Genomic DNA, 24622 nt, shown 5'->3' with positions numbered 1-24622 from the left:
TGACGCCAGTCATAGACCGTATCTAAAGCGTTTCGGGCGGGCCTGATCAACCCGCTTGAATTGATTTCTCATATGACTTCACTTTGGTATCTGTTCATTTTCGCCTGGGGCATTGTTTGTGCTTGGGCGCTCATAAAGGGCCTGGAATGACGATCTTCAAGCAGCTGCTCCTTCTAATAGCTTTTGTTCTGTTTGGTCTGCCTATGTTTGCTTGGTCGCAGGCGCTGCCATCTCCTCAACCGGACAATGTCAATCGTGCTATCTCTGGAACTATGGCCGATGTCATGGCAAAACGTGGTTTTGCAGCTAATGATCCAAGAGTTGCAAATACCTTAGCTCGAATGTCTCCTGCATTACAAGGAATAGCAGGAAGTGCAGCCGTTATCACCGTTGGCGCAGTTACGGCCCCGGGCTGGGTTACTGGAGCAATAGCTATCGGTGTTGGTGCGGTTATTTCCTATGCAGTTGGCCTTGCTGTAGACGCCGCTGTGAATTGGCTGTTTCGCACGGATGGAAAGATTGACCAATCAGGCAATGAATTAGATAAAGACACATCTGCTGGAATTCTTCCAGGCGTTCCAGCATGGCGTGCAAAGCAATGGGTAACGAAATCAACAACTGAAGAGATTTGGGGTGGCGATGGATTTGCCGTCGCGCGCCAGGCAGAGGCTAGCTATCGTTCTGTGAATGGATTCACGCCCAATACCCCTTCTTGCTCTTTTGCTGCAGGTGGCAAGTCAGCAATTTGCGGAAATTCTATTTCCACATTGATTGCAGATGGCCCACCAGGAGCATGTCCCAAAGGATCATTTTGGGTAGCTGGCCTTTGTTCACCATATGGATTCACTGCACCAACTGGAGCACCAACCGTCATTGGGCAAACACCGCAACAGGCTGTGAATGCGCTTCCAAGCAGTGAACTAGGAAAAGGGTTGAACCCCCAAATCATTGCTGCATTAACAGATCGTGCTTGGCAGGAGGCTGCAAGTCAGCCTGGGTATGACGGACTTCCCTACCAAGTGTCAAACCCTGTGACTGCAGTAGATGTGCAACCCTGGTTGCAAGCTAATCCAGAACTTGCACCTACGGTTCAGGACTTTGTTGCTCCTAATCCACCATCGACCACGAATCCAAACCCTTGGGCAATTCCTTCGAATCCTAAAGCTCCTGTCATCCAGCCGGTTATACCGAATGCAGGAACTACAAACCCTGCTGCATCTAGCCCTGAAACGAATTTGGGCGCAGACCCTGGGATTGGTGCTCCTGTTTTAGAAGCAACACCTACTGCTCAGCAGATCATTGATCCCATCTTGCAACTAGCTCCTGACCTGCGAGGTTTCCAGGCTAGCGGCCAAGCTGGAGTCTGTCCAAGGGCCACTATCGAGCTGTATGGCACCCATGTGCTCGATGCCCATTGCATGCTGATCGAGGACAACAAGCAGGTGCTACAGCTGGCCATGGCCTTTGCCTGGGCGGCGATGGCTTTGTTCATCGTGTTGTCAGCGTGAAGGGCGAGCTATGTTTGGCATCCTGCTTTCAGCCCTCAATTCCGTCCTGGCCTGGGTATTTCGTTCGCTGCTAGTCAAGTTCGCGCTTTTTTTTGGACTGTACTTCGTTACCAGCGAGTTCGTGGGCTTTATCGCCGCCTTGCTGCCGAATGCCAGCTCTATGAATGGTGCGCTGTCTAGCATCACGACAGGCACCTGGTTTTTTCTTGATGCTTTCCAGCTGCCCATGGGCATCTCTGCTCTGGTGTCGGCCTACGCCACACGCTTCATCATCCGTCGCATGCCAGTGATTGGGTAAGCCATGCCCATCAACACCTACACCGGCCTGATGGGTTCGGGAAAATCCTATGAATGCGTGTCCTCGGTGATTGTCCCTGCCGTCAAAGCAGGGCGTCGCGTGGTCACCAATGTGGATGGCATCGATAGCGATGCCATACGGGCTTACTGCCAAGACAAATTCAGTGTGCCTATGGAACAGCTTGGCGAGGTCGTGCATTGCACCAACGACGATGTGCCCAAAGCCAGCTTTTTGCCACATGGCCAGGACGTGGATACCTTCTGCAAGCCAGGCGACATCATCTGCATTGACGAGGCTTGGCGCTTCTGGGGCACCGACTGCAAGCTGTTGCAGGAGCACAAGGTGTTCTTCCGTGAGCACAGGCACTTTGTGCACCCCGATACCAAGGTTTGCTGTGACCTGGTGCTGATGGTGCAGGACATCACCGACCTGCACCGCACATTGCGCGTGGTCGTCGAGGTCACGTTTCGCACCACCAAGATCAAGACGTTGGGCTGGCAAAAGACCTACCGCGTCGAGATGTGGGAAGGCTACAAGCTCACTGCCAAAGGGCGGGTGTCGGTCGAGAACAAGCGCTACGACACCGAGATATTTCCGCTGTACAGCAGCTACACCGGAGGCACGGGTAAAGAGCTTCAGGTGGACAGCCGCCAGAACGTACTGCGCAACCCCAAGCTGTGGTTGCTGGCCGTGGGTGTGGTGGTGCTGTTCGGCTGGGGCGTTTACACCATTCTGGGATTTTTCAATGGTACGCGGGCCAAGGCGGGAGATGGAAAAAGCGAACCCAGCAAGATAGTTTCAGCGCTCCCACAGGCTGCTCCGGACAGCAGCCTCAAGACAAATTCAGCGCAACCAAATGGAGCTCAAGTTTCCAACGTCTGGCGTTTGGTTGGCACATTTCAGGCCCAGGGCAAGCATTTCGTGGTTATCGAAAGCCAAGGCGGTCGCATTCGTCTGGAACATCCATCGGCCTTCGTGAATACCGGCGCGGTGATGGTGGGCGAGGTGGACGGGCAGAGAGTGACAGCGTGGAGCGGTAGCGCTCCTTCAAGTCGGAAGAGGCAGGAATGATTAGCAACAAATTGAACCTGGCCAGGCTGGTGAACTGTCACCATTCAGGACGCGGTAATAGTCGTAGTGCTATTACTACGCGAGAGCTGCAGGGGCTTGCTGCCGGAAGGCGCATGCGCCAATACCTTGCAGCTGCATGCCTCGCTATATCACTGACCCTGCCTGCACAGGCCGCGCCCATGGCTGCCAGCTTCGATCTACAGGGTGCGAATGTGTCCGAGGTGCTGCAGCTGCTCTATGGAGAGGTCATGAGCACGCCCTATGTGCTTGATCCCGAGGTGTTGGGCGATACCCGATTGGTGTCCTTCCGCTACAAGCATGGGCAAGGTGATCTGCAAACCTTTGTGAGTGGCTTTCTTGAAAGCTTGGGCTACACCGTGGAGCGCAAGGGAGGCGTGGATTTTGTGCGAAAGCGCAAGACCGAAGAGGCTCCGATGCCAGAAGCACGTTTGCACCTCTATCGGCCGCAATACCGCGATGTGGCCTACCTGGCGCGTGTGCTGGCTCCGTTGTTCAAAGGTGCGTTTTCTGTCAATCGCAGCATTCGGGCCTCGGGTCAGTCCATGCCTGAGGGGGATGTGCCCAACGGTTCGGCCGCCGCATTGATCGACCAGGATGCTGACGTGCTGCTGTTCTCTGGGAACCAGCCCGAGATAGAGAAGTTACAAGAGCTGCTGCCACAGATCTATGTGGCTACCGGTGAAGTGCTTGTGCGTGGACTGGTCTACGAGGTCAGTCGTACCGACAAATCTGGCTCGGCTTTTGGACTGTTAGCGAACCTTTTAGGTGGCAAGCTCAATCTAGGTATCGGCTCGGCTGCAGGTAACCTGGGCAACTTCATTCAGCTCAAAAATACAGCGCTCGATGCTGTGTATTCCATGTTGGAGACGGATAGCCGCTTCAAAGTGATTTCGTCACCATCGCTGCGTATCCAGTCGGGTGCGCGTGGCATTTTTTCTGTCGGCCAGGAGGTGCCTGTGCTGGGGGCGCTGTCGTTTCCACAAGGAGCCGGCCAGGCCGTGCAGTCAGTCGAATACCGTAGCTCAGGCGTGATCTTCGATATTAGGCCCACGGTGCGCGATTGCGTGATTGAAATGGCGATCAGTCAGCAGCTTTCAGACTTCATTAAGACCACCACTGGAGTGAACAATAGTCCGACGTTGACCAAGCGAGAGCTGAAGACCACGGTGGGTTTACAGGATGGCGATGTGATAGTGCTGGGAGGCCTTGCTGAAGACAAGACCTCTACCAGTCGCGATGGGTTTTCATTCTTGCCCGACTTCTTGCACACCCGAGGCCATGAAGCGTCTGGTGCTGAGATCTTGCTTGTACTGCAGGCGCAGCGTGTGAAATAGTCGGCCTAGTCGAGTTTGCTCAGATACGCAAGACAGATTTAGCGTACCCTAACTAAAGAACCTCTCGTACCACCATTGATGGTGGCTTGATCAGCCGCCGAACCTGGGGGCGGGGCATCGCCTCTGATATCAGCACCTGATGCATCCAGTGCCCGGATTCCTGGGAATTGTGGCTTTCCGCAGCTCTTGCAAAGCATGGGGCTTGTCCGCGTGATGCCTAGCTTGCGCAGAGCTGTTGCATGTTGCGCGTCCAGGAAGACAGATACTTTAGAAAAGGCAACTGGTTGTTCATCGGTTGACGGTAAGCATCTCGTTTGCGATCCGGCGCACGAGTTGGAATGCGGCTGTTGGCGTATTCACCTGCGCTGGGTGTTCGAGATCTGCGTGGACCTGATCCTGCAGGCTGTCCAAGTCACGGCTACCGTCAGCGAAAGCTTGCATAAAAGCGCGAATTAGGGCTGTGCCGCTGCATCCATGTTCATGCGCGGTCGCAAAAAAGCACTGCTTTAGATCGCTATCGACTATCACCGAAATACTGCTCATCTGTGCCATGTTTGCTTTACTCCGTTATATGCTAAGTACGAAGCCTTTTGAGCCGATATTCCAATACTTATACGGCTGGAAGCAATTCGATCTATCGGAAAACTGCTTCTTGGATCAAATTTCTTAATAAAAATGGTGCAATCGCTGATATCAGGCCATTTTTTGTTAAATATATTTTGGTGACTGGGGGTTCAGTGAGTCAGGGAATTTTGGATAGAAGGTTGCGATGAACATTGCTGACTATTCCGTGACACGAAAAGTGGGTTAGGGGGCCTACAAGGATCTGTGTTCACGATTCTTAGTTGATGAAACGTGGCAACCAACTGTCAACATGGATGCGGGATAGAGCTGGGATAGAGCTGCTTTTACTCCTTCTAACTGCTTGATTTGATGGGGGAAGTGGATCTAATGCTGCCTATTGGCTGAGACTCATAATCCTTTGGTCGACAGTTCAAGTCTGTCACGCCCTACCAGTCAAATAAAGGAAAGCCTGCTTCGTTTTGCGTAGCAGGCTTTTTTTGTCGGGTAGCTTGGGCTTCGGGGCTTCGGGGCTTCGGGGCTTCGGGGCTTCGGGGCTTCGGGGCTTCCGGTGCTTGATGGAGGTGCTGCAGGGTATATGGAACATTTTTCCATGCGGGCAGTATTGGTACATCAGCAGCACGGGGGAGGCGGGGAACTTCGGCAGTAGTGTGTGACTCCTCATGAAGATGGCGCAAAACTTTTAGGCGCACCTGATTCAAGGACCTCAATATGTTGATTCAAACTGGCGCATCGGGTTTTATCCATCCCCACAGCAGCGAAATCACCCCAGAAGCCGCGTATTTGCAGCGGCGTGAATTTTTGCGATGGGGGGCTGCCAGTGGCGTGGCTTTGGCATCGGGTGCAGCATGGGCAGAAAACAGTGCCTTTGCGGGGCTCAAGCCGGTGTCGGCAGTGGCATCGACGGTGTCAGGTGCGCGAGCAACGGACAAGCTCACACCGTTTGCAGATGCTTCAAGCTACAACAATTTCTACGAATTTGGACTGGGCAAAGAAGACCCAGCGCGCAATGCGCAGGTCATGCCGGTGCGGCCTTGGACGGTACGTGTGGAAGGGTTGGTGAACAAACCCCAAACCTTGGATCTGGACGCGCTGCAAAAGCTCAGTGCGCAAGAGGAGCGTATTTACCGGCTGCGTTGTGTGGAAGGCTGGTCGATGGTGATTCCTTGGGTCGGTTACTCGCTCTCCAAACTGCTGGCTCAGGTGGAGCCCCAGGGTAGTGCGAAGTATGTGGAGTTCGTCACGCTGGCCGATCCGCAGTCCATGCCAGGGTTGCGCCGTGCGGTGTTGAGTTGGCCTTATACAGAAGGTCTACGCTTGGACGAGGCGATGCATCCGTTGACACTGCTCACTTTTGGCATGTACGGCCATGAGCTGCCCAAACAAAATGGTGCTCCGGTGCGTGTCATGGTGCCTTGGAAATACGGCTTTAAAAGTCCCAAGAGCATTGTTGCGATTCGCTTGGTGGAAAGTGAGCCACGCACGGCCTGGAACAAGGCCGCACGCAATGAATATGGCTTTTATTCCAACGTGAATCCAGAGGTGCCGCACCCTCGCTGGAGCCAGGCCAACGAGCGCCGTATTGGTGAGGGTGGCTTGCTGGCACCCAAGCGCAAAACCCAGCTGTTCAACGGGTACGAGGAACAGGTGGCGCAGCTGTATGCGGGCATGGATTTGCGCAAGAACTTCTGAATGATAGGTATGCCGTTTTCTGGAAAAAGCCTGCAACGCATAGCACTGCACGGCTTGTGCCTGCTGCCTGCGCTCTGGTTGGGGTATTTGGTAGGCACGGATGGTTTGGGGGCCAATCCTGCGGAGGCTTTGCTGCGCGCGCTGGGTTTGTGGGCTATGCGTTTTGTGTGCCTGGTGTTGGCGGTTACGCCGCTGCGCGTGTGGTTGCGCTGGCGCTGGTTGGCAGGATACCGCCGCATGCTGGGCCTGTATGCGTTTGCCTACGCCAGCTTGCACTGGGTGTGCTATGTGCTGCTGGATATGGGCTTGGACTGGGCAGCGGTGCTGGATGATTTGGCCCAGCGGCCTTTCATCTTGGTGGGCACACTGGCCTGGCTGATTTTGCTGGTGCTGGCCATTACCTCGATCCCCACGCTGATCAGGCGGCTGGGGGGCAAGCGCTGGCAGGCGCTGCACCGCGCGGTGTACGCTGCAGCTGCGTTGGCTGTGCTGCACTTTTGGTGGATGCGCGCAGGCAAAAACAATCTGGCGGAGGTAGGTGTTTACCTGGCGATAGTGGCAGCGCTGCTGCTGGCACGGGTGGTCTTCCGCTATCAAAAAGCGCAGCAAAATAAACCCAGCGCGTAGCCTTGTGGGTGCTGCAGGCACGGGCCCCACCTGTGCAGGTGAGGCCCGGCTGCTACAGCATGGCTTAGCCTTGGATGGCAACTTCACCGCGCAGGGTGTAGGTCATGGCTTCGGTGATCTTGACATCCACCAGCTGACCAATCAGGCGCTCGTTGCCGGGGAAGTTGACCACGCGGTTGCACTCGGTGCGGCCCATCAACTCACCGTTGTCGCGTTTGCTCAAGCCTTCGACCAAGATTTTTTGCACGGTGCCCACGCGCTCCAAGCTGATGTCCTTGATGTTCTGGTTGATCACGGCTTGCAGCTCTTGCAGGCGGCGCAGCTTCACCTCGTGCGGCGTGTCGTCATGCAGGTTGGCAGCCGGTGTCCCGGGGCGGGGGCTGAAGATAAAGCTGAAGCTGTTGTCAAAGCGCACATCGTGGATGAGCTTCATCATTTTCTGGAAGTCTTCCTCGGTCTCACCAGGGAAGCCCACGATGAAGTCCGAGCTCATCGCCATATCAGGGCGGATGGCGCGCAGCTTGCGCACCGTGCTCTTATATTCCATAGCGGTATACCCGCGCTTCATGGCCATCAAGATCTTGTCGCTGCCATGCTGCACGGGCAGGTGCAGGTGGCTGACCAGCTTAGGAATCTTGGCGTAGGCCTCGATCAGGCGCGGCGTGAACTCGTTGGGGTGGCTGGTGGTGTAGCGGATGCGCTCTATGCCGGGGATTTCGGCCACGTATTCCAGCAGCAGGGCAAAGTCGCAAATTTCGGCGGTGTCGCCCATCTTGCCCTGGTAGGCGTTCACGTTCTGGCCCAGCAGTGTGACTTCCTTCACACCCTGGTCGGCCAGGCCGGCCACTTCCACCAGCACGTCTTCAAACGGGCGGCTGACTTCCTCGCCGCGCGTGTAGGGCACCACGCAGTAGCTGCAGTATTTGGAGCAGCCTTCCATGATGGAGACAAAGGCCGAGGCGCCTTCCACGCGCGCGGGCGGCAGGTGGTCAAACTTCTCGATCTCGGGGAAGGAGATGTCCACCTGGGGCTTGGCCTTGGCAGCGCGGGCATTCAGCAGCTCGGGCAGGCGGTGCAGGGTCTGGGGGCCAAACACCACGTCCACATAGGGTGCGCGCTTGATGATTTCATCGCCCTCCTGGCTGGCCACACAGCCGCCCACGCCAATCAGCACGCCTTTTTCTTTGAGGTGCTTGATGCGGCCCAGGTCACTGAACACCTTCTCTTGCGCTTTCTCGCGCACCGAGCAGGTGTTGAACAAAATCAGGTCGGCTTCTTCCATGTTTTGCGTGGCTTCATAGCCTTGGGCGGCGCCCAGCACGTCGGCCATCTTGTCCGAGTCGTACTCGTTCATCTGGCAGCCGAAGGTTTTGATAAATACTTTTTTGCTCATGGTAGTCACCGCACAGCAGCGCGGAATGCGGCTGTGCTTTCAAGTAAAAACGGCCGCCCAGGCAAGCAGGGCGGGCGGTATGGGGGTAAAAATAAGAGCGCCTTGGCGGGGCGCGTGTCAACGTACGCGGCGCAATGCTTTAGCGCTTGGCTTTGAAAGAGGCCAGTTCCTCGGGGGTGAGGATCCAGGCCGTCAGCAGCCATTGGGTGCTGGCTTCGAGCACGTAGGCCACCTTCAGTTCCTGGCTTTGCACCGTGTGGGCAAAAATCAATTTGTTGTCAGGGCTGAAGAGACGAAAACCGGGGGCTGTGCGAATGGCTTGCCCATTGATCTGGGCGTTGGGCACTTGGTCGATACGCAAAATGCCAAACTGCGCATGGCTGGGAAAGGGGCGTTGACCGACTTTGGGGGCGGTCACGGCCGTTTGCACTTGCGGCAAGGTGGTTTGGGCGGCGCAGGTCATCGCTGCGGCGAGCAGGGGCGCGGCGACCAAAGAAGAAAGCAAGCAGCGATTCATGGTGTTCATCCAGGGGCTGACAGAGCGCCGTATTCTACGCAAGACGGGGTGACGGGGCGGGCTGCTCGGGTTCCGGCGCTGTCAAGTCAGCGTCAGGCCTGCCCCTGCTGCATACAGCGTGGCTTGGGGTGGGCGGCATAGGCCCCAAAAGCGCAAACCGGTGAGTTCGGCCATGCGCACGCCCATGGCGGTGGGGGCCGAAATGGTGGCCAGCGCGCCAATGCCCAGCTTGGCGCATTTGCGCACCAGCTCATGGCTGCCGCGGCTGGAGAGCACCACAAAACCGGGATCGGCCAGGCGGCCCGTGCGGGCCAGGCGGCCCAGCAATTTATCCAGGGCGTTGTGGCGGCCCACGTCTTCCACCACGTCGTGGACTTGCCCGTCCAGCGTGGCCCAGCCTGCGGCGTGGATGGCCCCGGCCTGGGCGTTGAGCCGTTGCAGAGGGGGTAGGTTGTTGATGACCTGGAGCACGGTAGGCAAATCCACCCGGGCCAGCCAATCGCGTGCGGGCAGGGCATCAAACGACAAATCCAGTGCGGCAAAGCTTTCCACGCCGCACACGCCGCAGCCGGTGCGCCCGCTCATGCTGCGGCGGTGGTCTTTCAGGCGGGCAAAGCAGCGTGACGCAATCTCCAGCTGCACTTCCATGCCATCCATGCCGGTGGGCAGGCCTGCGGCGGCAGCGGCCACGGGCGTTACTTCCACGCCATAACAGTCGGCGGCGCTGTCAATAATGCCTTCGCTCAGCGCAAAGCCGACGGCGAAATCTTCCAAATCCAGCGGTGTGCCCATCATCACGGCGTGAGCGATGCCGTTGAACACCAGGGCAATCGGCACCTCGCTGGCCAGCACGCGCTCTTGCATCTGTACGCCGCGCTCGGCGTGGTGCCACTGCACTGACTGCGTGTGCAGCGCAGCGATGCGGGGGGCGGCAGAGAGCGCGCAGGTGTCGGCAGCAGAAGACGTCATGAGGCGATTATCCCCGCAGTGCAGCAGCCACCGCGTGCGTGCGGGTAGTACAGGTGCTTGCCAGGAAAGAGGAGCTGCCAGCGCAGGTCAATGCTTGGCTTCAACATCTTTTGTTGTGCAAGCCCCCTTGATCCAAGCGCTAGCAGCTCCTTTTTTAGCAAAGGTGTGTGAGGGCGTGGTGGGTAGCGATGGCTCTGCTGTCCCCCTGCAGAGAGACGGCCATGCCGATGCCTAGCCAGGCTGCGGGTGGTGGGTGTCGGTCAATCTAGCAGCGCCACACTTTTGACCTGGATAAAAACCGGCTGCTGCGCCTGAATGTTCAGCTGCTGCGCAGAGTGCTGGCTGATGCGCGCCAGCAGCGTGGCGCTGCCCGTGCGCAGGGCCACCATGGCGTAGCCGGGGCTGTCTGCACGCACGGACTGCACCGTGACCGGCAGGCTGTTGAGGATGCTGCTGTGCTGCGGGGGCTGCAGGCTCAGGCTGACATCGCGTGCCTGAATGCGCAGGCGGCGTTGGCTGCCCAAGGCGGGCGGCTGGGCGTTGATGAGGTGCAGCACGCCGCCATCAAAAGCGAGGGTGCTCAGGTGGGTGGCGGCGTCGTGCGCGGTGACCGTGGCGGTGAGGATGGTGGTCGCCGTATCGCCCTCCGTCAGCGGCAAATCCAGGCGCGCCAGCATGCTGGCCGTCGCTCCATGGGCCAGCACGTGCCCTTCGCGCAGTAGCACCAGGTGGCTGGCCAGACGTGCCACCTCGTCCAGCGCGTGGCTGACGTAAAGCACGGGAATGTCCAGGTGGGCCTGCAGCTTGTCCAGGTACGGCAGCACTTCGGCTTTGCGCTGGGCATCCAGCGCGGACAGCGGCTCGTCCATCAACAGCACGCGGGGGCTGGTAGCAAGGGCGCGGGCGATGGCCACACGCTGGCGTTCGCCGCCGGACAGGGTGGCGGGCTGGCGATCGAGCAACGCGGTGATGCCCAGCAGCTCCAGCAGCGGCTCCAGTGCAACTATGCGGCGCGCGCTGGGGGTGCGGCGCAGACCGTAGTGGATGTTGTCGTGCACGCTCAGGTGCGGGAACAGGCTGGCTTCCTGGAACACATAACCCAGGCCGCGCTGGTGCGTGGGCACCCAATGCTGCTGGGCATCGTCTTGCCAGACGTGGCCGTTGACGGTGACGTTGCCGCGCGCACGCTCCAGCCCGGCAATGCTGCGCAGGCAGGTGGTCTTGCCGCAGCCCGAAGGCCCGAACAGCGCGGTAATGCCTTGGCCGGGGAACTGCAAATCCACGTCCAGCGTGAAGTCGGCACGTTGCAGTTGCAGGCGGGCGGAGATGGTGCGTGGGTGCATGGCGGGCGCTTACAAAGGAGAGCTGTTGCGGTGCGCGCGGGGTTGCAGCCAGTGCAGCAGCACCAGCACCCCAAAGGCAAAGGCCACCATGCCACCTGCCAGCCAGTGGGCCTGGGCGTATTCCAAGGCCTCCACGTGGTCGTAAATTTGCACGGACACCACGCGGGTCACGCCCGGGATGTTGCCGCCAATCATAAGCACCACGCCAAACTCGCCCACGGTGTGCGCAAAGCTGAGCACGGCGGCAGTGATGAAGCCGGGGCGCGCCAGGGGCAGCACCACGCTGAAGAAGGTGTCCAGCTTGCTGGCACCCAGGGTGGCGGCCACTTCCAGCGGGCGCTGGCCCAAGTTTTCAAATGCCCGTTGCAGCGGCTGCACGGCAAACGGCAGCGAGTAGATCAGCGATCCGACCACCAGGCCGGCGAAGGTGAAGGGCAGCCGCCCCAGCCCCAGCCATTGCGTGAACTGACCGATGGGGCCGTGGGGCCCCATGGTGACCAGCAGGTAAAAGCCGATCACCGTGGGCGGCAGCACCAGGGGCAGTGCCACGACGGCGCCGATCGGTCCCTTCCAGCGCGAAGGCGTGTGGGCCAGCCACCAGGCCAGCGGGGTGCACAGCACGAGCAGCAGCACCGTGGTGACGCTGGCCAGCTTCAGCGTGAGGCTAATAGCGACCCAGTCTTCAGCGGAAAGCATGCTCAAGGTATGGCCTTTAATCTTAAAAAGTGAGCTGCTTGCGAAGGTAAAACAGACGCTTCAGCATCAAAACATGCTGAAGTGCTTACCAGTCAAGCGCAAAGCGCTTCAAAAAGCGTAGCCGTACGCGCTGATGATGGCGCGCGCCTTGTCGCCTTGGAGGTAATCCATCAGCGCCTTGGCGGCGGCGTTGTCTTTGGCATTGTTCAAAATAATCGCATCCTGGCGGATGGGGTCATGCATGGCTTCAGGCACCAGCCAGGCCGAGCCGGACTTGATTTTGCCGTCTTCCATCACCTGCGACAGGGCCACGAAGCCCAGCTCGGCGTTGCCGGTGGCGGCGAACTGATAAGTCTGGCCGATGTTTTCACCCTGCACGAACTTGGGCTTGATCTGCTCCAGCAGGCCCAGCTGGGTCAGCGTCTGCTCCGCAGCCAGGCCGTAGGGTGCCAGCTTAGGGTTGGCAATCGCCACGTGCTGGAATTTACCGGTCTTGAGCACCGCGCCCTGGGCGTCGACGTAGCCGTCCTGCTTGCTCCACAGCACCAGCTTGCCCACGGCATAGGTGAAGCGCGAGGCGGCCACGCCCTTGCCCTCGCTGGCGATCTTGGCGGGCGTGGTGTCGTCGGCGGCCAGCAGCACGCCAAACGGTGCGCCGTGGTTGATTTGCGCATAGAACTTGCCAGTGGCGCCGAACGACAGCACGGCCTTATGGCCCGTGTCCTTGGCGAATTCGGCCGCAATCTTTTGCATCGGAGCGGTGAAGTTGGAGGCCACGGCCACCGAGATGGTGTCGGCATGTGCAGCACCGGCCCAAAAGGCTGCAGTGATCAAAGAGACACGGAAGTAAGACGGTATGCACATATTCGCTATTCCTTTTGTGAATAGCGAAGTATAGCCACAGCGCTACCCCTTGGGTGAATAGCGGCATGATGTAGGCATGGCTCAAGCACATCCTGATTCTTTATCGCCCGTCACTGGCCCCTCCGCCGCCGCACCCGCGCAACCCGCTTTGATGCAGGCCTTGGGCAACAGTCTGTCCGACCGGCGTCTGCAGGTGCTGCGTGCGCTGGGTGAATGTGGCTCCATCTCGCAAGCTGCGCGCGCGGTGGGCGTGAGCTACAAGGCCGCGTGGCAGGCAATTGACACCTTGAGCAATTTGGCGGGCGTGCCGGTGGTGGTCAAATCGGTGGGTGGCGCTGGCGGCGGCGGGGCCACATTGACAGCGGCAGGGCAGGAATTGCTGCGCGCCGCGCAGGCCATGGCGCTGGCGCGTGGTGCCATCATGCAGCAGCTGCAAGCACACAGCCCCGCAGCGGCCGTGCAGCGGCTGGGTATTCAAACCAGCATGCGCAACCAGTGGCCTTGTGTGGTGCAGCAGGTTGAAGTGGCGGGGCCGCTGGCCTTGGTGCAGGTGCAAAGCCTGCATGGTGATGTGCTGCTGACGGCCCGCATCACCGCAGAAAGTGCGCAGTTGCTCGGTTTGCAAGCGGGCATGGCGGTGCTGGCCATGTGCAAAGCCACCGCGGTGCAGGTGGTGGCCGAAAATGCGGCGTCATCGATTGCAGGCCATGCTGGCAACACCTTGCCGGGCAAGGCTACACGCGTCACCCAGGGTGCGATTGGCGACGAGGTGGCGGTACACATGGCGGCCGGCGTGCAGTGGGTGGGCTTTGCGGTGCCAGGCAGTGGTTTGCGTGCTGGGCGCAAAGTGCGGGTGCACATGCCGGAATCTGCGGTGGTGCTGGCCCTGGCGCCGTAGGCGGTGGACGTTGATCAATATCAAGCCTCTAAGTCATATTGGCGGTGATAGTGTCCAATTGCAAAAAGAAGGGTAGCAAGGTCAAGGTTATCGCGGCCTTGAAAAAGCCAAAGACGCTGGCTTTTTGCCACAATAAGTACTTTGATGGAGTGGTGAGTGCCTGTACTTCACAGGCTGATCTGAAAGAAAAAACGCAGTGAGCATTTTTGATCGGTTGATTTCGACATTGACAGGCAACGAAGAGGCTGCGGCCCCTGCGCCTGCCAAAACACCCAGCCCAGAGCCAGAGGGCGACGGCAAGCGTTCACGCTTTATGGGCCGTGAAGGCGCGGAATCTGCATCTGAACCTGTGGTGGTGGAAAAGGGGCTGGAAGGCCCGTCCATGATCTGGTTGCACGTACAGCCTGCCACCCAGCGTTTGCTGCTGGTGCCAGATCTGGGGGTGGCCGAGGGCGAAGAGCTGACCGGCAAGATGACCGAAGATTTGCGCCGCGCGGGCTTGTGCGAAGCCGTGGCCTACCACGCGGGCTACGACCAATACTGGAAGATGCCTTCCCAGGAAGCCATCTTGCGCACCCCATCGCTGTATGAAATTCCAACGCCGCTGCTCAATCGCATCAAACTGGAAACGCGGTTGGTCAAACAAGGGGAGCCCCGCGGGTTTTGGATGCATGTGCGCATCCGCAGCGCGCAGGAGTTGCAAGGCGGTGCGGCATAAGCCAGCTCCCAAAGGCTGCAGACGCAAGCGTGCTACTTTCCCCGGATTCTTATTAAAAAGCGCCTCTACCGAGGCGCTTTTTTGTGCCTGCAAGCCTTTGCATGGGCTTTATCGCAAGCTGCCTGTCACCGGCAAACCGTCCAGCAAGGACCAGCGTGTGCGCTGCACAAAACTGGCATAGTCCATGGGGCGGGTGATCTGGGCATCGGCCCGGTTGGGCAAGACGTAGGCCCAGGCGCGTTGCCCGGCTTCGTCGTAGACCAGCTTGAACAAGTGGCTGGGTATCCACACTGCGTTGCTTCCCACGGTTTGGGTGCTGCCTTCGTGCAGGGGGCCGGAAAATACATACACATTGCCAGCAGCGCGCAGCGCGTACTTGCGGGTGTCTGCCTCCAGTTTGGACCACAGCTTGCGGTTGTGCGTCGGGTCTTGGGGCACCATATTGCTCAGGGCAAACGATTGCGCCATGGCAGCCTGCGAAGGCTGGTTGGCGGCGGCGGACAGGTGTCCCCGGTCAAAGCCGCTACTTTGGTAGTCACTCAAAGTGGCGCGCCATGCCTGCGGAATGCGGCTGTCGGCGTAGAACTGGTCGCTGCGCGCAATGCTGGCCGCCTGGAGCAGGCGCGAACGGCTGAGCTTTTCGACCACTACCATGGGGGTTTTGGTAAGCCCGGAGTACAGCACGGCAAAAGCATCGGAGCACAGGGCCAGCGGTGCCCATTGCATGCTGATGGCGGAGACTTGCAGCGGGCGCTGCGCGGGGAACTGGTCGGCACAGGCTGCGAATTCGCCTTGGGGGGCGGTGGTAGGGGGCGTGGCCGGTGGTGCGGCAGCAGGCATGAGCTCGGTCGCTTGCTCGCGCAGCACTTGCACGGCGGTGCCGGTGAAGGTGGTGCTGAGTGAGCGAATCCCCGCTCGCAGCGCATCCAGCCACTGGCGAGATGCCGCGCTGAGCATGTTTTCTGGCGGCTCCAGAATCAGATTCAGCGGCTGGATGGGCTGACTCAAAATGGCATTGCCAAAAATCGCACCACAGACAAAGCAAGCCATACGGCTGGTCAGGCGCTGGCGCAGTCGGCGCAGCCAAGTCACAGGAGGGGGAGATTTCTTCTTACGCGTAGCCATGGAACATGCAATGGGGCCGCTGTCTGCTAGTAGGCCGATAGCATGCAACGCTCGAATTCTAAGGCTTGGGAGTGCTTTTGATGGCTAAAAACTGTATGGGAGTACAGTGGTATTCGCCATGCCGCTCAAGAATTCAAGGAATTTCATGGTTTTGGAAAAAGCATTCCAAAAACGTGCCTATAATCATGGCTTACGCGGCTGTAGCTCAGCTGGATAGAGTACTTGGCTACGAACCAAGGGGTCGTGGGTTCGATTCCTGCCAGCCGCACCAAAACGACAAGCCTCAGAACTGCAAAGTTCTGAGGCTTTTTCGTTGGTGCCGCCCTTATCAGCCCGGTGCGAGGCTGAGCGCTGGGTATCAGGCCGCAGTGCTGGCCTGGGGCAGGCGCAGCGTAAAGCTGGTGCCGTGGCCTACTGTGCTGTGCACGTGAATGCTGCCGCCGTGCTGCACGGCCACGGTATGTACATAGGCTAAACCCAAGCCGATACCAGGAGTGCTGCTGCTTTCATGCTGGGCTTGGCGGGTGAAAGGCGCAAACAGCCGCTCTTGCTCGCTGGGGCTGATGCCTTCGCCTTGATCGCGCACGGTGATGCACCAGTCACTGCCTTCCAGCGCCAAGCTGCAAGATACCGTGCCTTCGATGGGGCCGTATTTGATGGCATTGCTCAGCAGGTTCACACACGCGCGGCGCAGCATGCTGGCATCGCCCAGCACCCAGGCTTCTTCTTCCTGGGGCATCCAGTCCAGCTCTATCAAGCGTTCATGTGCCGCCGCCCAGGTGTCATCCAGCGCTTGGTCAATGATGGCGCCCAGCTCCACAGGGGCACGCTGTGCGGTGGTGTTTTGGGCGCGTGCAAGGTGCACAAAGTCGTCGGCCAGTGCTAGGCCGCTGCGGGCGTAGCGCTGGATGCGCTCCAGCAAGGGGGGGGATAGGGTGTCACTGCGTTGTTCGCCAAAGTGCTGCTCCATCTCGATGACCGTCAGGATGGCGCTGATAGGGGCGCGGATGTCGTGCGAGATAAAGTGCATGGCCTGGTCGCGCTGTGCCATGGCCTGGCGCAAAGCGCTGATGTCGACCAAGCTGACAAGCCAGCCCCTCTCCCCTGTCACGGTAAAGGGCTGCGCCAGCATGAGCAGGCTGTTTTGGCGCACATCCATGCCTTCGCGCTGGATGGTTTGTGTCAGCGGTGGTGGTGCATTGCGGTCCCACAGGGGCAGCAGGCTGCCGCGCTCCATGGCGCCCTCCAGCAAGTCTGCAATCGGCTGCTGCACTTGCAGCGTGCGGCCCAGGCTGTGCGCATAGCGGTGCGCGGCGCTGTTGGCCAGCACAATGGCTCCCTGCGGGTTGCAGGCCAGGGTGGGCGATGGCAGTTGCAGCAAGGTCTCGGTCACAAACTGGTGCAGCTGGCGCAATTGCTGGGAGGCTTGTTCCACTGCCGCAATGCGGTGCTGCAAAAAGTCACCGCTGATGGCGGCCGGGCTGGGGGTGCCCAGGCCCTGCAGGCGCAGCCCTTGCATCTCCTGGTTCAAAAAGCGGGCGGCCGCGTTCAGGCGGCGCCAGCTCCACAGCGGGTAGGCCAGCGTCAGCGCAAGCAGTGCGGCGGCGGGGCTAAAGCTGGTGTGCCACAGCGCAGGCGCGGCCATGTGAACCAGCAAGGTCAGCAGCGCCAGCCCTGCACAGGTGAGCAAGGCTGCCGAGGGGCCCAGCACCCACAGTGCCACCAAACCCAGGGCGACAGGCACCATGTTCAACCAGCGGTTGGCCCATAGGCTGGCGCTGGTGGTGTGCTGGTTTTGCTGTGCACCGCTGAGGATGTGGCCCAGCAGCTGCGCGTGGTAGGCGGATGCGGTGTCGGGGCCGCTTGGCGTAGCCAGCGCCGTGCCCATGCCTGCGGCGGCCGTGCCAATGACCACATGTTTGTTGCGAAAGGCCGAGGCAGGAATCTGGCCGCGCAACACATCGATGTAGGCGTACATGGCAAATGGCGGCTGGCCTTGGGCCAAAGCAATGTGCGTCAGTCCCTGGCGTTGCCAGGGTGCGGGTTCGGCGGGGGCTTTGTGCTGCGTGGCCTGGCAATCTGGCCGCTCAGGCGCCGTCACGCAGAGCATGGACAGCCCCAGATACAACCACGGCTGGGGGCCCAGGCCTTCGCGGGCATAAAAGCGGCGCACACCGCCATCTTCGTCCAGTGGCACATGCACATGGCCCAGGCGCGCAGCGGCTTGGGTAAAGAGTGGCAGTGGCAAGGTGGCGCTGTGCTCGTCCAGGCCGCGTACCACGGGAAGTACCACGCGGCCGCTGTGGGCCATGCTTTCGGCCAGCACCAGATCGTCTTCGGGGTAGTCGAGATCAGGCTCTGCCAGCAAAAAATCCAGCCCGATGGATTGGGGCTGCCCCGCGTTGATGTGCTGGATCACATGGGCATGCAAAGCACGGCGCCAGGGCCAGCGGCCAATGCTGGCCAGGCTGCGCTCATCCACCAGAACTAGCACCACGTCGGGGGAGGCTGGAGGCTGGTGCAGGCGCAGTGACAGGTCTTGCAACCACAGGTTGGCACGCACGAGCTGCTGCGGCCCAGACAGCCACAGTGTCAGTGCCAGCAAGGCGGAGGCCATGCAGAGCCACTCCAGAGACAGTGAACGTTGCATGCGCAGGGGGTGTTGCTAAGAAAAAGAGAGCTGCTGGCGCTCGATAAATAAAGCTTTCCATATAAAATGCATAGAAAAGCCTTTCTGCATGCGCGCTACATGCTCTCTTTTAAGAATAATCACTGGTGCGTAATCCCCAGCCCTGTGCCAGAGCTGACGGGTGCGCCGAAGCCAGCGCGCACCAGCGGCAGCACTTGCACGCTGCGCAGGGGCGAGAAGGCGCTGCGCAAGCCCGATGGGTCTTGCACCTGGATGCGGATATGCCATGTACCTGCGGGCAGGTCGGCAGCGGTCCAGTGGGGTTGCTCCAGCACGGTGTCCAGGGCAGGCAGGCTGTTGCTGTCGGTGCTGGCAAAAGCCTGCAGGCGGAAACGCTGACCTGGTTCGGCAGGCCAGTGGATGGTGGAAATACCCGCTTGCGTCTGCACCTGCAGCGCTTGCAAGGAAGGCGCCTGGGGCCTGGCTGCAATCTGAAAGGTGTGGGCCGCTGCCCAAGGGCCTTGGTCTTCGCGGCCCTTGACCATGCGCACGCTGGCGGCGCGCCAAGCGTAGTTGCCTGCGGGCAGGTTGCGCAAATCCATCGCGCACTCGGCGTCGCTCTGGCCGCGCAGCAACGGCTGGGCAAATGCGGCGGCAGGCGCGGCAGATTGCACGCTGTCAATTGCAATGACTTGGTGGCGGTATTGCACGGCCCCATCTACGGGTGTGCATTGCAGCTGGGCTTCGCCTTGTGCCAGCACACCTGCGGGCGCGGGTGTTTGCACCAAAGGCGGTACCGGGTGTGCCTTGACGCGCAACGGCACCGTGGCGGGAATGCCGCTGATGCCCTGCGCATCGATGGCGCGCACATGCAAGAAATAATCGCCATCTTCCAGCGCCGCAAAACGCGCCAGCGGGCCGCTAAATTGCCCGCTGCGCAGCACATGCTGGCCTAGGGCGTCCTGGCTGACGCTGACACGCCAGCCCTTGGCGGGTGCCCATGCCGGCATGGGAAGGTGGAGCCATTGCGCATCTTCATTCAGCGTTGGCAAGTCTTGGGCAGAAGGCGCAGGCAGCAGCGTGGTGACACTGCCTGCTTGGCCATTGGCCGACACCGCAATGCCGCTGTGCTTGTGCAGCGTAGTCGGTGTGGGGTGCCCGGCATCGGCCAGCGCCTGCACCGCTACGCGCCCTTGCAGCACGGCTGCCGTCGTGCGGCCCTCCGTCGACAGCTGCACATCAAACACCGTGCCGCGCACGCTGGTGGCGGCCACGGGGGTGATGACTTCAAGCTGCCGCTGTGCGTCAGGCTTGCCGGGAACCTGGATTTCAACGCCCCCGCTTTGTACCTCCAGCACCGATTGCAGGCTGCCCGCACGGCCACGGCGGCGCAGCTGGCTCAGTGCCAGCTGCGAGGCAGACTGCACGCGCACGGTGCTGCCATCGGCCAGCTTGACTGCAACAAACGCATTCGGCGCCAGCGTAATGCGGTCGCCTTCTTGCAGGGCCATACCGCGTGTCACAGAGGCCGTGGCGCCGCTGCGCTGCACGTGGGCATCGCCATGCACATAGTCCACCGACGCTGTGGCCGCGCGCAGCAACTGACGGGGAATTTCCAGTATCGAGCCGGGCTGCAGCCGGTAGGGGCTGACAACGCGATTGTGGCTTTGCAAAGCAGGCCATAAGGAGGCATCACCCAAGTAGCGCAGCGCCAGATGTTCCAGCGTGTCCCCCTGCAGCACCTTGTGCTGGATGGTGCTGCTGCGCAGTAATGGGGTGTTGTTTTGTGCAGCGGCAGCAAATACGGCGGCTGTGCATGCCAAGGCAACGAGACTGGCCGGTCGGACAAATAGGGTTGCGAAGGCGTGCATGGGGCAATCGGTGTGAGGGCGAAGCTAGATCTCGTGGCTGTCCAAGCGGTAGCCCAAGCCGTAGACGGCTGCAATCGAATAGCGGTTGCCCGGGCGCAGTTGCAGCACCTGGCGCAGACGCGATACATGCGTGTCCAGCGTGCGCGACAGGACCTCGGAGTTCTGCCCCCAAACGACTTCGCGCAAATGATCGCGTGACATCAGGCGGCCAGCGTTTTGAAACAGCAGCAACGCCAGGGCAAATTCACGGTAGGTCAGCACCACCTCTTTGCCACCAAAAGTCACGCTCAACGAAGAGCGTGTGAAGGTGTAGGGGCCAAAGGTTTGCACATCATCGGTGCATTCCGGGTACGCCCGGCGCAGCAGCGCATGCATGCGGGCTTTGAGTTCTGCCACCCGCACGGGTTTGGTCATGAAGTCATCCGCCCCGCATTGCAGGCCTTCAACAATGTCGCGCTCCTCGCTGCGGTGCGTGATGAACAGGATAGGCAGGGAGGCATCCAGGTGTTGCCGTGCCCAGCGAATGACTTCGGGGCCGCTGGTGTCGGGCAGCTCCCAGTCCACGATCAGCATGTCAAACGTTTCCCGGCGCAGGTCCTGCAAACAGGCTTGCCCTGTCTCATAGAGCTGGTAGGTGTTGCCCATTTCTTGGATCACACGCTCCATCATCTCGAGCAGCAGACGATCATCATCCAAAACAGCAATACGCATGCAGATGCTCCCCTCTGTGTCTGTGTTGGTCGGCGCCGGTGTTTTAAGCCTTTGCCGCCTCTTGCAGTTTGTGCAGCGCTTGCGCTACGTCGCTGTGCGTCACGCCGTCAGCCCATTTCAGCATGGGCGCCAGCACCGTCAAGGCGTCAGCACCTTGCTGCTGCAACTGCGCGATGCTTTGTCCCGCCTGCTTGGGCTGTTCAAAACCTGTGCTTTGCAGCAGCAATTGACCATCTGCCGCCATGAACTTGAAGTAGAACTTGCCGTCAGATTCGCGGTATTGCTTGAAGCTGGGCAGGGCAACTTTAGCCGCTTTGGCTTTGTGAGAGCCGCCGTCTTGGCTGGCCAGGCTGCGCAGGCCGACGGCGGCACGCAGCTTGGCAATAAAAGGACGGCTCAGTGCGCGGGCACGCTCGGCACCGATTTGCAACGCGGCTTCCACTTTCTCGGGGTGGGCCATCAGGTCTTCATAGCGCTCGCGCATGGGGCTCAGCTCGGCATCAATGCGCTCAAACAGCATGGTCTTGGCCTCACCCCAAGCAATGCCGTTGGCAAAAGCCTGGCGCATGGTTTCGGTTTCTTCAGGGGTGGCAAAAGCCTGGTAGAGCTGGAACAGTGCCGAGCCTTCGGTCTCCTTGGGCTCACCGGGCGCGCGCGAGTCGGTGACGATGCTGCTGATCAGCTTCTTGAGTTCATTGCGGGGCGCAAACAACGGGATGGTGTTGTCGTAGCTTTTGCTCATCTTGCGACCATCGAGGCCAGGCAAGGTGGCCACGCTTTCTTCGATAGCCGCCTCGGGCAGTACGAAGTGCTCGCCATACAGGTGGTTGAAGCTGGACGCCATGTCGCGTGCCATTTCAATGTGCTGGATTTGGTCACGGCCCACGGGGACTCTGTGGGCGTTGAACATCAAGATGTCGGCGGCCATCAGCACGGGGTACATGAACAGCCCTGCCGTGACGCCGTCGTCCAGATCCTTGCCCGCTTCGGCATTTTTATCCTGGGATGCCTTGTAGGCGTGGGCGCGATTGAGTACCCCCTTGCCTGTCACACAGGTGAGAAACCAGTTCAGCTCTGGAATTTCTGGCACATCGGATTGGCGGTAAAAAACCACGTGCTCCGGGTTGAGGCCGCAAGCGAGCCAGCTGGCGGCAATTTCCAAGGTAGAGCGGTGGATACGGGCCGGGTCTTGGCACTTGATCAGCGCATGGTAGTCCGCCAGAAAATAAAAATTGTCTGCGCCGGGCTGTCTGCTGGCGGTCACGGCGGGGCGTATAGCACCCGCGTAGTTGCCCAGGTGCGGGGTGCCGGAAGGGGTAATGCCAGTCAGGAAACGGGTGGTGCTCATAGCTCTATCAAGTTCAAAGTCAGGGCTTGCAGTGCCATCACTGCCAGCCAAAAGGGTTAGCGCAGCAGGGCCAGCAGGGGGGTGATGAGCAAGTCAATCACCTCGTAGCCCACATTCATGAGCGGGCGCAGCCAGTAGGTGCCCACCACCCCGAGCAACACCAGGCCCAGCACGATGAAAAAGCCGTAAGGCTCAATGCGCGAGACCGCGATGGCTTGCTTGGTGGGCAGCAGGCCGACCAGGATGCGGCCACCATCCAGCGGTGGCAGCGGAAACAGATTGAAGGCCCACATCACCAGGTTGACCAAGATGCCTGCGCGGGCCATTTCCATGAAAAAGCGCTCTTGCACGCCCATCGCCACCAAGATGACCAGTGCCACCGCCCAGCCAATCGCCTGGATGAAGTTGGACGCTGGACCTGCCAAGGCCACCCAGATCATGTCGCGCTTGGGGTGGCGCAGATTGCCAAAGTTCACAGGTACCGGTTTGGCATAACCAAACAGGAAGGCACCGGAGGTGGAGAAGTACAGCAGCAAAGGCATCAAGACGGTGCCAATAGGGTCGATGTGCTTGATGGGGTTGAGTGTGATGCGCCCGAGCATGGACGCTGTGTGGTCGCCAAAGTAACGAGCGGCATAGCCGTGGGCTGCCTCGTGCACCGTGATGGCAAACAGCACGGGCAGGGCATAGATGAGGACGGTTTGGATGAGTTCTTGCACGCAGCGATTGTCGCAAACATCGCTGAGGCTGTCTTGCGCCGGGGCGACGCTACAAGCCAATCGCTTGCAAGCTCCCTGCACCTTGGCGCATGACCACCGGGTCTCCACCGCCAGCCATGGGAGTTAAATCCAAAACGGTGGTGGGCTCTAAGGGACAGGCGCCCGCATCGACCACGGCATCCACGGCATGTTCGAAACGCTCGCGAATGGCCTGCGGGTCATTCATGGGCTCGGTTTCTCCGGGGGCAATCAAGGTGGTGGCCAGCAAAGGTGCTCCCATCAATTCCAGCAGCATCTGGGTGCCTTTGCGATCAGGCACGCGCAAGCCAATGGTTTTGCGTGAGGGGTGGCTGACACGCCGGGGAACCTCTTTGGTGGCGTCCAAAATGAAGGTGTAGGGTCCTGGTGTGCCCAGCTTCATCAGCCGGTATTGGCGGTTGTCCACCACCGCGTAATTGGCCAGCTCTGACAGATCGCGGCAGAGCAAGGTCAGGAGGTGCTTGTCATTGACCTGGCGAATGCGGCGCAGACGATCCACGGCGTTTTTGTCGTCCAGCTGGCAGACCAGTGTGTAGCTGGAGTCAGTAGGCAGAGCCAGCACCCCACCTTTTTGCAAAATGGCCACCGCCTGTTTGAGCAAGCGGGGCTGTGGGTTGTCGGGGTGAATCTCAAAGTACTGTGCCATGGGGAGTGTCCTTTGTCTTGCGCAAGATGGGATTGTGCGCGCATGCGAGTGTGGCTAGGGGGCGGTGGTGCCGGCCCTGTGTATGCGGTCTGCCAGCAACTCCCAAACGCCTGCAACCCCCGCCGGGTCAGAGGGCAGCGTGCCCAGGTCGATTTTCGATTCTTGCGGGCTGTGAAAATCGCTGCCCCGTGAAATGGCAAAGCCAAATTCTTTGGCCCAATGGGCGTAACGCGAGAACTCGTGTGCTGCATGACTGCCTGTGACGGCCTCTAGCGCCTGGCCGCCATAGTTTTTGAAACTGCTGAAAAAAGCGTATTCCTCAGCGTGACTGAAACCATAACGCGCAGGGTGGGCAATGACGGCCACTCCGTGTGCATGGGTGATCCAGCCCACTGCCTCCTCCAAGGAGGCCCAGCGTTGTGGCGCATAGCCCGGCTTGCCTTCGACCAGGTAGTGCTTAAAGACTTCGTAGGTGTCTCGGCAAACACCGGCTTCCACCAGGTAGCGCGCAAAGTGGGTGCGTGAAATCAGTGCAGGATTTCCCACGTACTTGAGTGCGCCTTCATACGCGTTGGGAATGCCGGCCGCAGCCAGTTGCAAGCCCATCTCCTGGGCGCGTGGTCCCCGGCTGTTGCGCAAGGCATGCAGGCCTTGTTGCAAGCTTGGGTTGTCTGGCTCAAACCCCAGTCCGACGATGTGCACCGTGGTGTTGGCAAAGCTGACCGAGATTTCAACACCCGTTAAAAAATCCAGCCCGCACGCGTGCGCTGCAGATTGCGCTTGAGGCAATCCCGCCACTTCGTCATGGTCGGTCAATGCCCACAGCGTCACCCCGTTGGCTTGGGCACGCTGTGCCAAGGCGGAGGGCGAGAGCGTGCCGTCCGAAAAAGTGGAGTGGCAGTGCAGATCAGCATGGAAAGGACGTTGCATAAAAAAGTAGGGGTGCAAGCACTGTGGCATGCAGCACAAAAAATCAAAGCGGTGGTGTATAGATTGTTAACGG

At 59.8% G+C, this 24622-nt stretch carries 23 protein-coding genes and 1 tRNA gene; 9 read left to right on the top strand and 15 right to left on the bottom strand.

The features are described 5' to 3' along the window. Nucleotides 1-146 precede the first annotated feature (146 nt). The 4 genes from B3R00_RS13990 (at nt 147) to B3R00_RS13975 (ending at nt 4232) form a co-directional block, all read left to right on the top strand. Nucleotides 147-1508: a hypothetical protein gene (locus tag B3R00_RS13990; RefSeq protein WP_286999525.1), complete on the top strand. Its 1362-nt coding sequence runs from the start codon at nt 147-149 to the stop codon at nt 1506-1508. Between the two features lie 10 nt (nt 1509-1518). Beyond that, a complete protein-coding gene (locus tag B3R00_RS13985) occupies nt 1519-1806 on the top strand; it encodes a DUF2523 family protein (RefSeq protein WP_286999524.1) in 288 nt (95 codons plus the stop codon). Nucleotides 1807-1809: 3 nt separating this feature from the next. Continuing rightward, the gene (locus tag B3R00_RS13980) at nt 1810-2877 is read left to right on the top strand and encodes a zonular occludens toxin domain-containing protein (RefSeq protein WP_286999523.1); all 1068 of its coding nucleotides are present in this window, start codon (nt 1810-1812) and stop codon (nt 2875-2877) included. A gap of 179 nt (nt 2878-3056) precedes the next feature. Continuing rightward, nucleotides 3057-4232: a type II secretion system protein GspD gene (locus B3R00_RS13975; protein WP_286999522.1), complete on the top strand. Its 1176-nt coding sequence runs from the start codon at nt 3057-3059 to the stop codon at nt 4230-4232. Nucleotides 4233-4520: 288 nt separating this feature from the next. Here the strand turns inward: B3R00_RS13975 and B3R00_RS13970 are convergent, their stop codons facing one another. After that, nucleotides 4521-4784 carry a hypothetical protein gene (locus B3R00_RS13970; protein ID WP_286999521.1) on the bottom strand — a complete coding sequence of 88 codons (264 nt, stop codon included), beginning with the start codon at nt 4782-4784 and terminating at the stop codon, nt 4521-4523. Between the two features lie 741 nt (nt 4785-5525). On the opposite strand from B3R00_RS13970, the gene msrP reads away from it, so the two are divergent. Both msrP and B3R00_RS13960 read left to right on the top strand, forming a co-directional pair. Beyond that, complete coding sequence (msrP, locus tag B3R00_RS13965; RefSeq protein ID WP_286999519.1) at nt 5526-6506, top strand: protein-methionine-sulfoxide reductase catalytic subunit MsrP; 981 nt, start codon at nt 5526-5528, stop codon at nt 6504-6506. A gap of 9 nt (nt 6507-6515) precedes the next feature. Continuing rightward, complete coding sequence (locus tag B3R00_RS13960; protein WP_286999518.1) at nt 6516-7133, top strand: sulfite oxidase heme-binding subunit YedZ; 618 nt, start codon at nt 6516-6518, stop codon at nt 7131-7133. 64 nt (nt 7134-7197) lie between these two features. Here the strand turns inward: B3R00_RS13960 and miaB are convergent, their stop codons facing one another. The 6 genes from miaB to modA form a co-directional block, all read right to left on the bottom strand. Beyond that, nucleotides 7198-8526, bottom strand: a complete 1329-nt coding sequence (gene miaB / locus B3R00_RS13955) for a tRNA (N6-isopentenyl adenosine(37)-C2)-methylthiotransferase MiaB (protein WP_286999517.1) — start codon at nt 8524-8526, stop codon at nt 7198-7200. A 139-nt stretch (nt 8527-8665) separates the two neighbouring features. Further along, complete coding sequence (locus B3R00_RS13950) at nt 8666-9043, bottom strand: hypothetical protein (protein WP_286999516.1); 378 nt, start codon at nt 9041-9043, stop codon at nt 8666-8668. 81 nt (nt 9044-9124) lie between these two features. After that, nucleotides 9125-10012, bottom strand: coding sequence for a formate dehydrogenase accessory sulfurtransferase FdhD (fdhD, locus tag B3R00_RS13945; protein ID WP_286999515.1), 888 nt, complete (start codon nt 10010-10012; stop codon nt 9125-9127). Between the two features lie 260 nt (nt 10013-10272). Further along, nucleotides 10273-11355, bottom strand: a complete 1083-nt coding sequence (gene modC / locus B3R00_RS13940) for a molybdenum ABC transporter ATP-binding protein (protein WP_286999514.1) — start codon at nt 11353-11355, stop codon at nt 10273-10275. A 9-nt stretch (nt 11356-11364) separates the two neighbouring features. Beyond that, the gene (gene modB, locus B3R00_RS13935; protein WP_286999527.1) at nt 11365-12051 is read right to left on the bottom strand and encodes a molybdate ABC transporter permease subunit; all 687 of its coding nucleotides are present in this window, start codon (nt 12049-12051) and stop codon (nt 11365-11367) included. Nucleotides 12052-12159: 108 nt separating this feature from the next. Next, on the bottom strand, nt 12160-12915 hold the full coding sequence (gene modA / locus B3R00_RS13930) for a molybdate ABC transporter substrate-binding protein (protein WP_286999513.1): 756 nt from the start codon (nt 12913-12915) through the stop codon (nt 12160-12162). Between the two features lie 76 nt (nt 12916-12991). Between modA and B3R00_RS13925 the strand changes: the two genes are divergently transcribed. After that, on the top strand, nt 12992-13813 hold the full coding sequence (locus tag B3R00_RS13925) for a TOBE domain-containing protein (protein WP_286999512.1): 822 nt from the start codon (nt 12992-12994) through the stop codon (nt 13811-13813). A 196-nt stretch (nt 13814-14009) separates the two neighbouring features. Further along, nucleotides 14010-14531, top strand: coding sequence for a hypothetical protein (locus B3R00_RS13920; RefSeq protein ID WP_174862858.1), 522 nt, complete (start codon nt 14010-14012; stop codon nt 14529-14531). 108 nt (nt 14532-14639) lie between these two features. On the opposite strand, the gene B3R00_RS13915 is transcribed toward B3R00_RS13920, so the two are convergent. Then, entirely contained in the window at nt 14640-15656 is a 1017-nt protein-coding gene (locus B3R00_RS13915) for a DNA/RNA non-specific endonuclease (RefSeq protein ID WP_286999511.1), read from the bottom strand. 194 nt (nt 15657-15850) lie between these two features. Here B3R00_RS13915 and B3R00_RS13910 point away from each other — a divergent pair. Further along, nucleotides 15851-15927: transfer RNA gene (locus B3R00_RS13910), tRNA-Arg, on the top strand. A gap of 87 nt (nt 15928-16014) precedes the next feature. Here B3R00_RS13910 and B3R00_RS13905 read toward each other — a convergent pair. The 7 genes from B3R00_RS13905 to B3R00_RS13875 form a co-directional block, all read right to left on the bottom strand. Beyond that, on the bottom strand, nt 16015-18306 hold the full coding sequence (locus B3R00_RS13905) for a CHASE2 and HATPase_c domain-containing protein (protein ID WP_286999510.1): 2292 nt from the start codon (nt 18304-18306) through the stop codon (nt 16015-16017). A 119-nt stretch (nt 18307-18425) separates the two neighbouring features. Next, nucleotides 18426-20156, bottom strand: a complete 1731-nt coding sequence (locus B3R00_RS13900; RefSeq protein WP_286999509.1) for a FecR family protein — start codon at nt 20154-20156, stop codon at nt 18426-18428. A 24-nt stretch (nt 20157-20180) separates the two neighbouring features. Then, complete coding sequence (locus tag B3R00_RS13895; protein WP_286999508.1) at nt 20181-20867, bottom strand: response regulator transcription factor; 687 nt, start codon at nt 20865-20867, stop codon at nt 20181-20183. Between the two features lie 43 nt (nt 20868-20910). Then, the gene (locus B3R00_RS13890; RefSeq protein WP_286999507.1) at nt 20911-22215 is read right to left on the bottom strand and encodes a tryptophan--tRNA ligase; all 1305 of its coding nucleotides are present in this window, start codon (nt 22213-22215) and stop codon (nt 20911-20913) included. Nucleotides 22216-22271: 56 nt separating this feature from the next. After that, nucleotides 22272-22934 (bottom strand): site-2 protease family protein, encoded by a 663-nt coding sequence (locus B3R00_RS13885; RefSeq protein WP_286999506.1) that lies wholly within the window; start codon nt 22932-22934, stop codon nt 22272-22274. Between the two features lie 49 nt (nt 22935-22983). Continuing rightward, nucleotides 22984-23619: an L-threonylcarbamoyladenylate synthase gene (locus B3R00_RS13880; protein WP_286999505.1), complete on the bottom strand. Its 636-nt coding sequence runs from the start codon at nt 23617-23619 to the stop codon at nt 22984-22986. Between the two features lie 54 nt (nt 23620-23673). Further along, nucleotides 23674-24549, bottom strand: coding sequence for a PHP domain-containing protein (locus B3R00_RS13875; RefSeq protein WP_286999504.1), 876 nt, complete (start codon nt 24547-24549; stop codon nt 23674-23676). Nucleotides 24550-24622 lie beyond the last annotated feature (73 nt).

It is taken from the genome of Comamonas sp. UBA7840 (genome assembly GCF_002501455.1).
GTDB lineage: Bacteria > Pseudomonadota > Gammaproteobacteria > Burkholderiales > Burkholderiaceae_C > Comamonas > Comamonas jiangduensis.
Note: the sequence above shows the minus strand (reverse complement) of the source record. Positions and strands in the feature narration are given on the sequence as shown.

Bases quoted from the DNA above. Each gene is read 5' to 3' on its own strand.
- B3R00_RS13915 (WP_286999511.1), bottom strand. From the start codon at position 15,656: ATGGCTACGCGTAAGAAGAAATCTCCCCCTCCTGTGACTTGGCTGCGC.
- B3R00_RS13905 (WP_286999510.1), bottom strand. From the start codon at position 18,306: ATGCAACGTTCACTGTCTCTGGAGTGGCTCTGCATGGCCTCCGCCTTG.
- B3R00_RS13880 (WP_286999505.1), bottom strand. From the start codon at position 23,619: ATGGCACAGTACTTTGAGATTCACCCCGACAACCCACAGCCCCGCTTG.
- B3R00_RS13990 (WP_286999525.1), top strand. From the start codon at position 147: ATGACGATCTTCAAGCAGCTGCTCCTTCTAATAGCTTTTGTTCTGTTT.
- B3R00_RS13985 (WP_286999524.1), top strand. From the start codon at position 1,519: ATGTTTGGCATCCTGCTTTCAGCCCTCAATTCCGTCCTGGCCTGGGTA.
- B3R00_RS13970 (WP_286999521.1), bottom strand. From the start codon at position 4,784: ATGGCACAGATGAGCAGTATTTCGGTGATAGTCGATAGCGATCTAAAG.
- B3R00_RS13975 (WP_286999522.1), top strand. From the start codon at position 3,057: ATGGCTGCCAGCTTCGATCTACAGGGTGCGAATGTGTCCGAGGTGCTG.
- B3R00_RS13890 (WP_286999507.1), bottom strand. From the start codon at position 22,215: ATGAGCACCACCCGTTTCCTGACTGGCATTACCCCTTCCGGCACCCCG.
- B3R00_RS13900 (WP_286999509.1), bottom strand. From the start codon at position 20,156: ATGCACGCCTTCGCAACCCTATTTGTCCGACCGGCCAGTCTCGTTGCC.
- B3R00_RS13980 (WP_286999523.1), top strand. From the start codon at position 1,810: ATGCCCATCAACACCTACACCGGCCTGATGGGTTCGGGAAAATCCTAT.
- miaB (WP_286999517.1), bottom strand. From the start codon at position 8,526: ATGAGCAAAAAAGTATTTATCAAAACCTTCGGCTGCCAGATGAACGAG.
- fdhD (WP_286999515.1), bottom strand. From the start codon at position 10,012: ATGACGTCTTCTGCTGCCGACACCTGCGCGCTCTCTGCCGCCCCCCGC.
- B3R00_RS13925 (WP_286999512.1), top strand. From the start codon at position 12,992: ATGGCTCAAGCACATCCTGATTCTTTATCGCCCGTCACTGGCCCCTCC.
- B3R00_RS13895 (WP_286999508.1), bottom strand. From the start codon at position 20,867: ATGCGTATTGCTGTTTTGGATGATGATCGTCTGCTGCTCGAGATGATG.
- modC (WP_286999514.1), bottom strand. From the start codon at position 11,355: ATGCACCCACGCACCATCTCCGCCCGCCTGCAACTGCAACGTGCCGAC.
- B3R00_RS13875 (WP_286999504.1), bottom strand. From the start codon at position 24,549: ATGCAACGTCCTTTCCATGCTGATCTGCACTGCCACTCCACTTTTTCG.
- modB (WP_286999527.1), bottom strand. From the start codon at position 12,051: ATGCTTTCCGCTGAAGACTGGGTCGCTATTAGCCTCACGCTGAAGCTG.
- B3R00_RS13950 (WP_286999516.1), bottom strand. From the start codon at position 9,043: ATGAATCGCTGCTTGCTTTCTTCTTTGGTCGCCGCGCCCCTGCTCGCC.
- modA (WP_286999513.1), bottom strand. From the start codon at position 12,915: ATGTGCATACCGTCTTACTTCCGTGTCTCTTTGATCACTGCAGCCTTT.
- B3R00_RS13960 (WP_286999518.1), top strand. From the start codon at position 6,516: ATGCCGTTTTCTGGAAAAAGCCTGCAACGCATAGCACTGCACGGCTTG.
- msrP (WP_286999519.1), top strand. From the start codon at position 5,526: ATGTTGATTCAAACTGGCGCATCGGGTTTTATCCATCCCCACAGCAGC.